Origin of the sequence: Acinetobacter portensis (assembly GCF_010646905.1) — a bacterium.
GTDB lineage: Bacteria > Pseudomonadota > Gammaproteobacteria > Pseudomonadales > Moraxellaceae > Acinetobacter > Acinetobacter portensis.
In genome coordinates this window covers 414,936-428,651 of the sequence record NZ_JAAARQ010000002.1, presented here as the reverse complement: position 1 = coordinate 428,651, position 13,716 = coordinate 414,936, and the positions used below count along the sequence as shown (strand labels likewise).

The window sequence follows — 13,716 nt, the reverse complement described above, 5'->3', positions numbered from 1 at the left end:
ATGGAACAAGAATTAATCCGTCAAACGCCGATGTGGGCTGAAAATTGGCCAATTGCCTATTCAGTCATTCAAGCGATTGTGATCTTACTTGTTGTGGTTTTGATTGCAGCTTTGATGTCTTTTATTGAACGTCGTTTACTTGGCTTATGGCAAGACCGTTATGGTCCGAACCGTGTAGGTCCAGGTGGTATGTTCCAGATTGTTGCCGACATGCTTAAAATCATGTTCAAAGAAGACTGGACACCAAAATTCGCTGACAAATTAACATTCCGTATGGCTCCAGCAGTTGCGATGGCAACTGCGGTGCTATCGTTCATGGTTATTCCTGTTTCACCTTATTTAGGTGTTGCAGACATGAGCATTGGCTTATTGTTCTTTATGGCAATGGCAGGTATTGCAGTATATGCAGTACTTTTCGGTGGTTGGTCATCAAATAACAAATATGCGTTATTGGGTGGTTTACGTTCTGCAGCTCAAACTATTTCTTATGAAGTGTTCTTGGGTATTTCCCTCATGGGTGTGGTGGCAATTGCTGGCTCATTTAACATGCGTGAAATTGTAGAAGCACAGAAAGATGTTTGGTTTGTTATTCCACAATTCTTAGGTTTCTTAATTTTCGTGGTTGCGGGTGTTGCGGTAACGCATCGTCATCCATTTGACCAACCAGAAGCTGAACAAGAATTGGCAGAGGGTTACCACGTCGAGTATGGCGGTATGAAGTGGGGTATGTTCTTCGTTGCGGAATACGTAAACGTTGTACTTATTTCAGCACTTATCGTGACTTTGTTCTTTGGTGGTTGGTTAGCGCCATTCAACTTAGATATTCCATTCCTTCCAGCTGCATTCTGGTTCATTATTAAAACAGCATTCTTTGTAATGATGTTTGTATTGGCGCGTGGTTCATTAATGCGTCCACGTTATGACCAAGTAATGAATTTTGGTTGGAAAATTTGCTTGCCATTGGCATTGGTGAACCTTTTGGTGACTGGTGCTGTGATTCTGATGAATCAGGCCTAAGACAGCAGGGAGAATAAAATGTTTAAGTTTCTAGCTGGATTTGGGTCAATTATACGTTCACTGTGGATGGTTTTCTCACACGTGACACGTAAACGTGACACCATTTTATATCCGGAAGTGAAAGCCGAAGACATCGTGCCACCACGTTTCCGTGGTCGTATCGTGTTAACTCGTGACCCAGATGGTGAAGAGCGCTGTGTTGCTTGTAACCTATGTGCGGTTGCCTGCCCAGTAGGTTGTATTTCACTACAAAAAGCAGAAAAAGAAGATGGTCGTTGGTATCCGGAATTTTTCCGTATCAACTTCTCACGTTGTATTTTCTGCGGTATGTGTGAAGAAGCATGTCCAACGACTGCAATTCAAATGACACCTGATTTCGAGTTAGGTGAGTATGTGCGTCAAGACCTTGTATATGAGAAAGAAAACTTACTTATCTCAGGTCCTGGTAAATATCCTGACTATAATTTCTACCGTGTAACAGGTATGGCAGTTGCAGGTAAAGATAAAGGTCAAGCGCAACGTGAAAGTGCGCCAGTTGATGTACGGAGTCTATTACCATGATGTGGCCATTTTATTTGATGGCACTTGTGGCCATTGTCTCTACAGTTCGTGTTGTAACAAACACGAACCCTGTACACGCTTTATTAAGCTTGATCGTGTCATTACTTGCTGTTGCAGGTATGTTCATGATCGTTGGTGCGCCATTCGCTGGTGCGCTTGAAATTATTGTTTATGCTGGCGCGATCATGGTGTTATTCGTGTTCGTTGTAATGATGCTAAATCTTGGTGAACATACAGTTGAACAAGAAAGCAAATGGTTAACATCATCTGCATGGGCATATCCAGCATTAATGAGTTTCTTAATGGGCTTATTGCTTGTTTGGATGCTTGGATCAGATTACACGCACAGTGTGGCGCTTATGGGACAAGAAATTGTAGGTCCTAAAGTAGTTGGTCAAGCACTCTTTACTCACTATTTATTATTGGTTGAAGTAGCCGCAATGTTATTGCTCGCAGCACTTGTTGCAGCATTCCACATTGGTAAACGTGAACCAAGTGCTGAAGAGGAAAAAGAATAATGGGCAACATCCCTTTAGAACATGGTTTGATCGTTGCGACCATTCTTTTTGCACTTGGTTTTTACGGTGTAATGGTTCGACGCAACCTATTATTTATTTTAATGAGCCTTGAAATCATGATGAACGCTGCTGCTTTAGCGTTTGTATTGGCAGGTAGTGCATGGGCACAACCAGATGGCCAAATCATGTTCATCTTGATCTTAACGCTTGCTGCGGCAGAGGCGTGTATCGGTCTTGCGATCGTGCTTCAGTTTTACCATCGCTTCCATCATTTGGATGTGGATGCTGCTAGTGAGATGCGCGGATGAGTTATTTATATTTAACAGTATTGTTTCCGCTCATTGGTTTTATCCTTTTAGCGGCAGGACGTACAAAGCTTCCTGAAAATGTTGCGGCAATTATTGGTGTAGGTTCTGTTGGACTTTCAGCTTTATTTGCATTAATTGCAGGTTTCGATTTCGTTAATAATGGATCGGTTGCAACAACTCAACATCTTTGGACTTGGTTTAATGTTGGCGGTTTTTCTCCAGCATTTAGCTTACATTTAGATGGTCTATCATTATTGATGATGGGCATGATCACAGGTGTGGGTTTCTTAATTCATATCTTTGCATCATGGTATATGCGTGGTGAAGAAGATTTCGCGCGTTTCTTCTCTTATTTCAACTTATTCGTAACAAGCATGTTGCTTCTTGTTTTAGGCGACAACTTAGCATTGTTATTCTTAGGTTGGGAAGGCGTTGGTCTTTGCTCATACTTGCTCATTGGTTACTACTACCAAACACCAGCAAATGGTTTTGCAGCAATTAAAGCATTTACAGTAACGCGTATTGGTGATGTATTTTTACTGATCGCACTGTTCTTGATTTACCAACAATTCGGCACATTACACATTGCAGAAGTTGTAGCTGCTGCGCCAACAGTTTTGGCTCAGAGTTCTTCAATTGCAATTTGGACAGCTTTAATGTTGTTCTTGGGTGCTGCAGGTAAATCTGCGCAAATTCCATTGCAAACTTGGTTAGCAGATGCAATGGCAGGTCCTACACCTGTTTCTGCATTGATCCATGCTGCAACAATGGTGACAGCGGGTATTTACCTATGCTGCCGTATGTTCTCTGTATTTGAACAAGCACCTGAAGTGATGGTGTTTATCTCAATTACAGGTGCGGTGACATTGATTGTTGCTGGTTTTGCTGCATTGGTTCAAACAGACATCAAACGTATTTTGGCTTACTCAACAATGAGTCAGTTGGGCTACATGTTTATGGCTGTGGGTGCTGAAGCTTACCAAGCTGGTCTGTTCCACATGTTGGCACATGCCTTCTTTAAAGCGTTATTGTTCCTTTCTTCTGGTGCTGTGATTCTTGCTTACCATCACGAACAAAACATCTTCAAAATGGGTGGCTTGTTTAAACATAACAAATTCCTATTTGCATGTTTCGCGATTGGTGGCGGTGCCTTAGCTGCAATTCCATTCTTAACTATAGGTTTCTTCTCTAAAGATGCAATCCTTGGTGCAGTTTGGGTTCAGGGTCAATCAATTGCAATTTATGATTGCTTGTATTGGACAGGTGTTGCTGGTGCGTTCTTAACATCAATTTATACATTCCGTTTAATTTGGGTTGTATTCTTTGGTAAAGAAAACACGCCTTACCACGCAATTAAAGGTGCATCTTACTGGTTACCTTTAGGTATTCTTGCAGTGCTTTCAACTTTTGTAGGTGCAGCATTAAAAGCACCTGTAGAAGGTATTCTAAACGCAGCGCGTATTCCTGCATTCAATGTGCCTGAAGCACTTGAACATGGTATGCATTCTGCTGAATACACAGCGGTAGGTATTGCACTTGTAGGTCTTGTGATTGGTGTCGTGTTGTTTGCTTTTGCTTACAAAGCGGTTAAATCATTTGCAACAACTTGTTTTGGTGCTGGTCTTGTAAATATCTGTCGTAACGCACTTGGTTTCGATGCGCTGTATAACCTAGTATTTGTAAAACCATACTTGTTTATTGCGAAGATTCTAGGTCGTGACCCAATTGATAGCTTGTGGTTAGTTCTACCTGCTATTGTGAAAGGTGGTCATAGCTTTACAAGTTCACGTCAAACAGGTTCATTACGCGATTACGCATCAAGCATGGCTTTGGGCATTATTGTGTTATTGATGATTTTGATCGTGACTCAGGTTGTGGGGAAATAAGATGGAAATCACAAACAATTGGATTTTACCCGCACTGATCCTTGTACCGTTCATTGCAGGTTTTGCATGTTGGTTAGTCGATAAGGTTGACCAACACTTACCACGTTACATCGCACTTATTGGTATGCTTGTTACTTTAGGGCTTACTGTTGTGCTTTGGGCTCAGGGTGGATATGACTATTCTTTACAGTCAACACCAGTATGGGCAGCAGAATTCCATCTTGAATGGATTAGATCTTTAGGGATTAACATTCACTTAGCGGTGGATGGTTTATCACTTCTTATGGTTGGCTTAACTGCATTACTGGGTGTACTTGCAGTTGGCTGTTCATGGGGTGAAATTCAGAAGAATGTTGGCTTCTTCCACTTAAACCTTTTATGGTCTTTAGGTGGTGTAATTGGCGTATTCTTAGCAATTGACTTGTTCTTGTTCTTCTTCTTCTGGGAGATGATGCTAGTACCTATCTACTTCTTGATCGCACTTTGGGGTCATAAAGGGGCAGATGGTAAGTCACGCGTTTATGCTGCAACTAAGTTCTTCATTTACACGCAAGTTGCTGGTTTAATCATGCTCATTGGTATTTTAGGTCTTGTGATCTTTAATGCGATTGCGGTAACAGGTCAAATTAGCTTTGCTTATAATGATTTATTACTTGCTGCTCACCAATTAGAAGCTTCATATCCTGCATTTGCTTATGGCTTAATGATCTGTTTATTCATCGGTTTTGCGGTAAAACTTCCAGTTTTCCCATTACACGGTTGGTTACCAGATGCACATGCTCAAGCGCCTACAGCAGGTTCTGTCGACCTTGCAGGTATCTTAATTAAGACTGCTGCTTATGGTTTACTACGTTTTGTTATTCCATTCTTCCCAGCGGCTTCTGCACAATTTGCAGATATTGCGATTATTTTAGGTTTAATTGGTATTTTCTACGGTGCTTGGTGTGCATTCCAGCAAACAGATATGAAACGCTTACTTGCGTACACATCTATTTCGCACATGGGCTTCGTATTACTTGCAATTTATGCAGGTAACATCCTGACATTCCAAGGCTTAATGATCATGATGTTGGCACATGGCTTGTCATCTGCTGCATTGTTCATTATGTGTGGTCAAGTGTATGAACGTTTACATACACGTGATTTACGTTTGATGGGTGGTATTCGTGGTCAATTCCAATATTTACCATTTTTCTTAATGTTCTTCGTTGCTGCGCTTGTGGGTATTCCAGGTTTGGGTAACTTTATTGGTGAATTCCTGATTCTGATGGGTTCATTTGGTAAATTCCCAGCATTCACAATTATTGCTGCTGTAAGTTTAGTGTTTGCAGGTTTATACGGTTTAATCCTGATTCACAAAACATTATTTGGTACGCCAAATGAAGAGCAAAAACAACATTATGCAAGTCCGTTAAAAGACTTAAATGCGCGTGAAGTTGTTATTCTTCTAGTATGTGCTCTTGGTCTTGTATGGCTTGGTATCTACCCACAATCATTCCTTGATATTTCTAATTCAAGTATGGCGTGGTTGGCTCATAGCTACATCCCAGTTCAAGAAGTCGTTGAAGTTGTTCAACAAGCAACTATTCAACCTGAAAATGTGGGGATCCAATAAGTCATGAACTTCACAATGTCGTTTTCTGAGCTTATGCCATTGGCTCCTGTGATGATCGTAGCGTTGACTATGGTTGTCGTGATGATTCTCACCGCAATTAAACGTAATCATAATTTAATTGCGACAGCTTCAGTGGTTGGTTTAAACCTTGCTGTAATCTTAATTTTAATCACAATGTTTGGTGGTAATTTTGTACCATCAAGCGTGATGGGCATGTTTATGGTTGATCCATTTACTATGCTTTATCAGTTAATTATTTTGATTGCATCTCTTGCTTGTTGTACTTTGTCTCATGCTTATATTGAGTCATATAAAGACAACCGCGAAGAATTGTATATTTTAATGTTGGGTTCGGTTACGGGCGCAATGTTAATGGTTGCAAGTTCACATTATGCTTCTTTCTTTATCAGCCTTGAGTTGATGTCGATTCCTGTATATGGCTTATTGGCATATACACATCAGCGTTCTAAATCGTTAGAAGCAGGTGTGAAGTATCTTGTACTTTCAGCGACTGCATCTGCAATGTTATTAATGGGTATGGCGTATATCTACGCTTACACAGGTTCATTATCATTCTATGATTCTGTTCAAACATTGTTGCAAAGCTTAGATCAACCGCTTGTGTTGATTGGTATTGCATTCATTATCTTTGCCGTAGCATTTAAATTATCTCTTGCGCCATTTCATAAATGGACACCAGATGTTTATGCAGGTGCGCCAGCGCCAATCGCAACATTCTTAGCAACAGCTGCGAAAGTTGCAACTATTGGTCTGTTTGTACGTTATTTACTTTCTTCAGGTGCAATTGCAATTCAATCGGTAGTAACAACTTTAACTGTTATTGCTGTGTTATCTATTCTTGTAGGTAACTTCCTTGCAGTTCGTCAAGTGAACTTAAAACGTATTTTGGCTTACTCTTCAATTGCTCATTTTGGTTATTTGTTAATTGGTTTAATTAGCTTAACGTTCGCTAGCCTTGGTAATGTATCTGTTTATGTTATTACTTATGTATTAACGACAATTGGTGCATTTGGTGCAGTAGCGCTTATGTCTAGCCCATATAACAATACAGATGAAGCAGAGAGTCTGGCTGAGTACCGTGGTTTATTCTGGCGTCGTCCAGTATTAACTGCCGTATTAACAGTGATGATGTTATCTCTTGCGGGTATTCCATTAACTGCGGGCTTTATTGGTAAGTTCTTAGTGGTAATGGCTGCTGTAACAGCTCAACATTGGTTCCTTGCTGCAATGATCGTTGTGGGTTCGGGTATTGGTTTGTACTACTACTTACGTGTAATTATCGTAATGTACATGACTCCACCAGAAAATCCACGTATCGACGCTGTAGATCATTGGGGTCAAAAAGTGGGTGGTATCATGGTATTGTTAGCTGCTTTAGCTGTATTGGTGATAGGTGTTTATCCAGATCCAATTATTAGCTTGGCTGTACAATCTGAGATTCTTTCTCCGCTACATATGATGATGAGTTCACGTTAATCTAGATAAAAGATCGACGTAATTTAAAAAAGCCTCCAAATTGGGGGCTTTTTTATTTTTTCAAAATGCAAAATGCATTTATAATGGTGAAAATTTATTTACCCTTTTAGGTGTTCTCCCGTGGCTATCCATGAAATTCAACATCCATTAATTCGACATAAACTTGGTTTACTCCGTCGCGCTGAGATTAGTACTAAAAACTTCCGTGAGCTTGCTCAAGAAGTAACGATGTTGCTGACTTATGAAGCGACTAAAGATTTACCTGTATGTGACCATGAAATTGATGGTTGGGCTGGAAAAGTAACAACTCAGCGTATCGCGGGTAAAAAAATTACAGTTGTGCCAATTTTACGTGCGGGTATTGGCATGTTAGATGGTTTCTTAAATCTAATTCCAAGTGCAAAAGTTTCTGTACTTGGTTTAGAACGTGATGAAGAAACTTTAGAAGCACGTACTTATTACAAAAAATTAGTACCAGATGTACAAAACCGTATTGCAATGATTATTGATCCAATGCTTGCAACAGGTTCATCTTTAGTTGCTGCAATTGATGTATTAAAAGCAAGTGGTTGTAAAGATATTCGCGTTATGGTTTTGGTTGCAGCGCCTGAAGGTATTAAACGTGTTGAAGCAGCACATCCTGACGTTGTTATGTTTACAGCATCTATTGATGATGGCTTAAACGAAAGTGGTTATATTGTTCCTGGTCTTGGCGATGCAGGCGACAAAATTTTTGGTTCAGTTCAAAAAGATTAATTTTGATTTGAACAAAAAAGAGGCTTCTACAGCCTCTTTTTTATATACTGTACAAATAGCATTTCTAGAATAGGGTAGCATCATGAAAGATGAATTATTGCAGGGTAAAATTAAACAGTACGATCCTGCAAAAGGTTTTGGATTTATTGGAACAACAGATGGTGACGTATTTTTCCATATTTCAGATTTCCCTGTGGCAGAAGGCGAACCTAAACGTAATGAACGCGTAAAATTTTTAGCTGTGGAAAATGGCGATAAGTTTAAAGCTGTGCGTATAGAGCGCGTTGAAGATAAGTCTGCGAAAGCGAAAAAAACAAAGGTTGTGACCCACAATAAGTCGATTACAACATCGTTATTATCAAACTTCCGTAAATAATACTGACGTTATTGAAGTATATTTAGATAGATAATAAATATAAAAAAAAGAGGCATTTATGTCTCTTTTTTTATTAGAATAATAAACTATAAAAATAGGGGGATTTATGTTTTCTGAGGGGAAAGTTAAGATTTATAATGCCGATAGAGGCTTTGGTTTTATTCAAATTGATGGGGAGAAGAAAGATGTATTCTTTCATATAAAAGACTTTCCAAATAAAAATACTCCACCAGAAATTGGTGAAAATTTAAAGTTTCGAATTGTCGACGATAGTGGAAAATTTAAAGCTGATAATATTGTTCGAGTAGATTTTAGCGATTCGAATCAAGTTGCAATGAATGTAATACATCAAGAATATCATCAATATAGAGCAAGAGAACCCAAAGAGTCTAAAGGTTATTGGGGTAAAGTAATTACAATAGTTGGTTTAGCTATTATTGCTGTATTAGGTTTTAAAGTGTATGAAAAATATCAGTTTTACCAAGCGAGCAAGCAATCAAAATTTGAATATTTCAAAGAAATTCAGCTTAAAGCAACAGAAAAAATTAAAGAAAGTTTAGGAAGTTTACCTGATGTTGTGCCGTTGCCTCAAAAAGAAGAACGAAGAGTTCAGACAATTTACAGTGACAGACAAAATACAGCTGACGTGAATCAGTCATTTAGCTGTGATGGTCGCCAACATTGTTCACAAATGCATTCTTATGAAGAAGCGGTATACTTTTTAAGAAATTGTCCAAATGTAAAAATGGATGGAAACCATGATGGGGTTCCTTGCGAACGTCAATTTGGGCGTTGAATTTAAGATTTCTTGGTTATATATCTGAAGTTAATTAATAGAGTTTTTTTTATAAGTTAATTTTTGAGCACCAATAAATTCACAATGGAAGTTCCCTCTCTTAATAGGAGAGGGTTAGGGAGAGGTTTTTATGCAAAAATTCCCTCATCTTCTTGTGGAATATATTTCTAATCCTAGAGGGAGAAGGAACTTTCACTTTGTAGGTTAAATAATGATGAGTGATTATTTTTCGATTTATGAAAGAAGTTTAATAAAAAAGCGCCTTTAGGCGCTTTTTTTATTATGCGTAACTTACTTATTTATCGCAAAATTTCATAAATGCTTTTAAACCAGGACCTTGATACTTTTGACGATGCACGAGCATAAATAATGGACGAGCTAGCTGCCAAAATGGCGTATCTAAAATAACTAAATGTTCTTTTTCAAGTAAAGGTTCAATGGCAAGTTTAGAAATACATGACATACCTAAACCACCTGCTACAATTTTCAAAATAGCTTCGTTATGCCCAAGGGTTAAACGAATATTGGCATCTGGTACATCTTTCAGAATAGCATTATCAAAGACTTCACGCGTACCTGAACCTTCTTCACGTAATATCCATTCGACATCTTTAAAATCATTGATTGTTAAAGCACGATTTAATTTCGCAAGAGGATGATCTGGTGAGCAACATACTGCTAACTCATCATCACGCCAATGAATACACTGTAATTGTGGTAGATGACATGAGCCTTCGATGAGCGCTAAATCGAGTTGAAATTGATTTACAGCTTCAATCATTTGACGCGTATTACCAACTTGAAGTTGTAAGTGAGCTTGAGGCTGAACTTTTAAAAAGTCAGCCATAAGATCAGGCATCAAATAGTCGCTGATGGTGAGCGTTGCACCAAGTCGTAAATCTATACTTTGAAGTTCGCCTTTTGCAGCTTGTTCAAAGGAATCGCAACGACCTAAAATTTCGAGTGCTTGAGGAAGTAGGAAACGACCTAAGTCATTGAGTTGCAGTCTTTTACCTAAACGGTCGAAGAGAGGAGCACCTAAGCCATCTTCTAGATCTGCTAAAGCCATACTTGCAGCACTTTGGGTGAGCTTAACGGCATCGCTTGCTTTAGTTACCGTACCTTCCTGAGCGACTGCTACAAAAACAGCCAATTGGCGTAATGTCATGCGCATGGGTTGAGCCTTAACATATAAAGTTATTCACAAATTATAACGCCATGCTAACATGAGCTTAGTCTTTCATGCCACGTACAAATCATGTCAATTGAGAAATTTAGTCTAGAAAAAGTTTTATCTGTACATCGTTGGACCAATACACTCTTTAGTTTTACCATGACGCGTCCATCTCATTTTAAATTTACAGCAGGTCAATTTGCGCGTATTGGTTTAAAAGTGGGAGATGAATTGGTGGTTCGAGCGTATTCAGTTGTATCTTCCCCATTTGATGAAACTCTAGAATTCTTTTCAATTGTCGTACCTGATGGTGCTTTTACATCAAACTTACAACATTTAAAAGTGGGCGATGAGCTTTATTTAGAAAAGATTCCATATGGTTATTTAACTCTTGCACGTTATCAATTACCTTTGCCAAAAGATTTATGGTTATTGGGAACAGGAACGGGTTTAGCCCCCTTTATTTCTATGCTTCAAGATTTTGAAACATGGTCAAATTATAAAAATATTCATTTGGTTTATAGTGTAAGAACAGCATCTGAACTGGCTTATGCAGATCGTATTCAAGAAATTGCTGAAACATTTGGTGAAGGGCATACAGGTTTTAAATTCACGCCAATTATTACCCGTGACCCAGAAGCACCTTTGCATGATCGTTTGCCTGTTTTGATTGCAAATGGCGAATTAGAAAAAGCTGTTGGATTAGAGCTAAACCCTGAAACTACACATATTATGCTTTGTGGTAATCCTCAAATGGTTGAAGACACCAAAGAAGCCTTAAAAGCACGTGGTTTAACGATGAACCGTCGTGGTGAAGGAAATATTGCTGTAGAGAATTATTGGTAACGTCCTTTACTCCATCTCCCTTCGGGAGAGGGCTGGGGAGAGGGTAAATCCCTCCCAACCTGGAGGAGCAGAAGGCACAAAAAAACCTCCATTTTGGAGGTTTTTTATTAAATGGATATTTTAATGAACGAACATATCCATAAACTCACGAAGTTCATGAATTGCAGTTTCGACATCCGTCGTTAACCATGTTGGTTCAAAGATCCCCATATAATGTTCTAAGCGATCATAAGGAACGACCAAGCGGATAGGACACTCTTCCTCAAGCAATCGCCAAGGAATAATAGGTACTTCATTATCTAGAAACGACACAATATTACGAGTGTCGATGACCATTGCATTAATACATTCGGGGAATGGCATCACCGAAAGTTCTTCTGTACGACGACGAAAATATTCTAAGTCGCCCCATTTAAGAACAAAAGAAGGCTTATTAAACTCAATGATACCAATAAGATGTTGGTCACGAGTGTAGTGCAAGGAACATTGATGTGTGACGTCAGTGTCTAGATCAAGCGTTACACTTTGCTGACGATACGCCATATAACTCTTAAAGTGCATAAATTGGGCGCATAGTATAGCTCAAATTTAAGCTTAACAGGCACATATCTATTGAGCGATCTATTCTGCATTTGAATGAAACTAAAAGATGAAAAATATTTAAGCAAAAATATATAAATATCATTGAAATTATGGCAGTGTATTTATTATACAAAATAAGTCGATAAAAATAATTCAAGGAAGGGAACATGACAAAGAACACCAAGAAAAAAACAAATAATTATTTCGCACCTATTGCCATTGCAGGAATCACAGTCGGATTACTTGCAAGTGCATATAAATTTGTTTTTGCAGAGAAACAAGATAAATCGAATGAAATACAGAAAACAGTCAATGAAAAAAAGACTGAAAAAGATGATCAAAAATAGAAATTTTGACAAGGAGTTTAACGATGGAGATTTTAAAAATGATGAATAATTTATTTAAAAATGAAAATGTTACAAATCAAAAAAAACAGCCTGTACATATTGTAGAAGCTGTAGAAAAAATGGATAAAACCATTGCACGTGTAGAATTTGGGAAAAACGTACGTTTATTTCAAACCGATTATTTAGAGTAATCTTAAAAAGGGAAGAATCACTCTAAAAAAGTATGATCTTTTATACATATTCCGATGCGGCATGTGCAGAAGACCATGCCCATTGAAAGTTAAAACCACCTAAATGACCCGTTACATCTAAAATTTCACCCACGAAAAATAAGCCTTTTTGCTTTTTACTTTCCATGGTTTTTGATGAAACTTCTGTTGTATCCACACCGCCTAAAGTAACTTCTGCCGTTCTATAACCTTCAGTTCCTGATGGTTTAACCTCAAATGCATGCAAACGTGATGCAATGTGTTCAAGTTTTTCATCGCTGATATTGGCAATAGATATTTCTGCTTGTTCTACCCAAATGAGTTGCTGTAATTCCGCAACTACACTTTTAGGGAAATATTCAGACAACAGGGTACGTAATAAAACTTTCGGTTGGCTTTGTTTTTTTGCTTTGAAGAAATCTTTTAAATCTACAGCGGGTAAGAAGTCAATTTTAAAGCTTTGACCTGCATCCCAATAGTTTGAAAGTTGCAGTGAACTTGGACCGCTTAATCCACGATGTGTAAATAATAACGCTTCTGTAAAGCTGTTTAAGTCATTTGAAAGAGTTGCTTCAACCGCATTACCGCTTAAACGAGTGGTTACTTCTTTAAAGCCATCTGTGAATGTAAATGGCACAAGCCCTGCACGTGTAGGATAAACATGATGACCAAATTTTTTGGCAATATCATAACCAATCGCAGAACCGCCTAAAGTTGGAATAGATAAACCACCTGAAGCAACCACAACAGATTCTGCATGGAAATAGCCAATATTTGTCGCAACTTGAAAACCTTGATCATCTAAGGCATTTACAGCTTTCACTTCGCAGTTGGTTTTAATATCGACCAAACCTGTTTTTTCACATTCTGCCAAAAGCATCGCTAAAATTTCTTTTGCGCCATTGAGGGTAAATAATTGACCGTGTTTGCGTTCTTCATATTCAATGCCGTATTCGCAAACCATGCCTATAAAGTCCCAGTTTGTATAACGCGACAAAGCAGAAATTACAAAATGCGGATTATGAGATATAAAGTTAGATGGCTCTACATATAGATTGGTGAAGTTACATTTACCACCACCAGACATTAGAATTTTTTTGCCCACTTTATTGGCTTTTTCAACCACAACAACTTTACGACCACGTTGAGCCGCCATATAGGCTGTCATCAAACCAGATGCACCAGCACCTAAAACTAAAACATCGTACTGATTTGCAGACATGACAAA

The 13,716-nt window shown here is 38.5% G+C and carries 16 protein-coding genes; 13 read left to right on the top strand and 3 right to left on the bottom strand.

Annotated features, from left to right (window positions below):
• From nuoH to GTK57_RS01910, 10 genes are all read left to right on the top strand, one after another.
• Nucleotides 1–1,017, top strand: coding sequence for an NADH-quinone oxidoreductase subunit NuoH (gene nuoH / locus GTK57_RS01955; RefSeq protein WP_152872809.1), 1,017 nt, complete (start codon nt 1–3; stop codon nt 1,015–1,017).
• An 18-nt stretch (nt 1,018–1,035) separates the two neighbouring features.
• The gene (gene nuoI / locus GTK57_RS01950) at nt 1,036–1,578 is read left to right on the top strand and encodes an NADH-quinone oxidoreductase subunit NuoI (RefSeq protein ID WP_152872810.1); all 543 of its coding nucleotides are present in this window, start codon (nt 1,036–1,038) and stop codon (nt 1,576–1,578) included.
• A complete protein-coding gene (gene nuoJ, locus GTK57_RS01945) occupies nt 1,578–2,096 on the top strand; it encodes an NADH-quinone oxidoreductase subunit J (protein ID WP_171500219.1) in 519 nt (172 codons plus the stop codon). Before nuoI ends, nuoJ begins: the two co-directional genes overlap by 1 nt.
• Nucleotides 2,096–2,404, top strand: coding sequence for an NADH-quinone oxidoreductase subunit NuoK (gene nuoK / locus GTK57_RS01940; RefSeq protein WP_005007970.1), 309 nt, complete (start codon nt 2,096–2,098; stop codon nt 2,402–2,404). Before nuoJ ends, nuoK begins: the two co-directional genes overlap by 1 nt.
• Nucleotides 2,401–4,290 carry an NADH-quinone oxidoreductase subunit L gene (nuoL, locus tag GTK57_RS01935; RefSeq protein WP_163121035.1) on the top strand — a complete coding sequence of 630 codons (1,890 nt, stop codon included), beginning with the start codon at nt 2,401–2,403 and terminating at the stop codon, nt 4,288–4,290. The genes nuoK and nuoL overlap by 4 nt, the downstream gene beginning before the upstream one ends.
• Before the next feature lie 7 nt (nt 4,291–4,297).
• A complete protein-coding gene (gene nuoM, locus GTK57_RS01930) occupies nt 4,298–5,905 on the top strand; it encodes an NADH-quinone oxidoreductase subunit M (protein WP_171522150.1) in 1,608 nt (535 codons plus the stop codon).
• A 3-nt stretch (nt 5,906–5,908) separates the two neighbouring features.
• The gene (gene nuoN, locus GTK57_RS01925) at nt 5,909–7,402 is read left to right on the top strand and encodes an NADH-quinone oxidoreductase subunit NuoN (protein WP_152872814.1); all 1,494 of its coding nucleotides are present in this window, start codon (nt 5,909–5,911) and stop codon (nt 7,400–7,402) included.
• Between the two features lie 120 nt (nt 7,403–7,522).
• Nucleotides 7,523–8,158, top strand: a complete 636-nt coding sequence (gene upp / locus GTK57_RS01920) for a uracil phosphoribosyltransferase (protein WP_163121031.1) — start codon at nt 7,523–7,525, stop codon at nt 8,156–8,158.
• A gap of 82 nt (nt 8,159–8,240) precedes the next feature.
• Complete coding sequence (locus tag GTK57_RS01915; RefSeq protein ID WP_152872815.1) at nt 8,241–8,534, top strand: cold shock domain-containing protein; 294 nt, start codon at nt 8,241–8,243, stop codon at nt 8,532–8,534.
• A 106-nt stretch (nt 8,535–8,640) separates the two neighbouring features.
• Complete coding sequence (locus GTK57_RS01910) at nt 8,641–9,330, top strand: cold shock domain-containing protein (RefSeq protein WP_163121029.1); 690 nt, start codon at nt 8,641–8,643, stop codon at nt 9,328–9,330.
• Nucleotides 9,331–9,625: 295 nt separating this feature from the next.
• Here GTK57_RS01910 and gigC read toward each other — a convergent pair whose 3' ends face one another.
• On the bottom strand, nt 9,626–10,504 hold the full coding sequence (gene gigC / locus GTK57_RS01905; protein WP_152872817.1) for a LysR family transcriptional regulator GigC: 879 nt from the start codon (nt 10,502–10,504) through the stop codon (nt 9,626–9,628).
• Between the two features lie 84 nt (nt 10,505–10,588).
• Here gigC and GTK57_RS01900 point away from each other — a divergent pair, with 84 nt between their 5' ends.
• Nucleotides 10,589–11,350, top strand: a complete 762-nt coding sequence (locus GTK57_RS01900; protein WP_163121026.1) for a ferredoxin--NADP reductase — start codon at nt 10,589–10,591, stop codon at nt 11,348–11,350.
• Nucleotides 11,351–11,470: 120 nt separating this feature from the next.
• Here GTK57_RS01900 and GTK57_RS01895 read toward each other — a convergent pair whose 3' ends face one another.
• The gene (locus GTK57_RS01895) at nt 11,471–11,893 is read right to left on the bottom strand and encodes a hypothetical protein (protein ID WP_163121024.1); all 423 of its coding nucleotides are present in this window, start codon (nt 11,891–11,893) and stop codon (nt 11,471–11,473) included.
• Between the two features lie 206 nt (nt 11,894–12,099).
• On the opposite strand from GTK57_RS01895, the gene GTK57_RS01890 reads away from it, so the two are divergent.
• Together GTK57_RS01890 and GTK57_RS01885 are read left to right on the top strand one after the other, a co-directional pair.
• Nucleotides 12,100–12,279 (top strand): hypothetical protein, encoded by a 180-nt coding sequence (locus tag GTK57_RS01890; protein ID WP_163121022.1) that lies wholly within the window; start codon nt 12,100–12,102, stop codon nt 12,277–12,279.
• A gap of 23 nt (nt 12,280–12,302) precedes the next feature.
• Nucleotides 12,303–12,470, top strand: a complete 168-nt coding sequence (locus tag GTK57_RS01885) for a hypothetical protein (protein WP_163120762.1) — start codon at nt 12,303–12,305, stop codon at nt 12,468–12,470.
• Nucleotides 12,471–12,510: 40 nt separating this feature from the next.
• On the opposite strand, the gene GTK57_RS01880 is transcribed toward GTK57_RS01885, so the two are convergent.
• Nucleotides 12,511–13,710: a BaiN/RdsA family NAD(P)/FAD-dependent oxidoreductase gene (locus tag GTK57_RS01880; RefSeq protein WP_163121020.1), complete on the bottom strand. Its 1,200-nt coding sequence runs from the start codon at nt 13,708–13,710 to the stop codon at nt 12,511–12,513.
• Between the last annotated feature and the right edge of the window lie 6 nt (nt 13,711–13,716).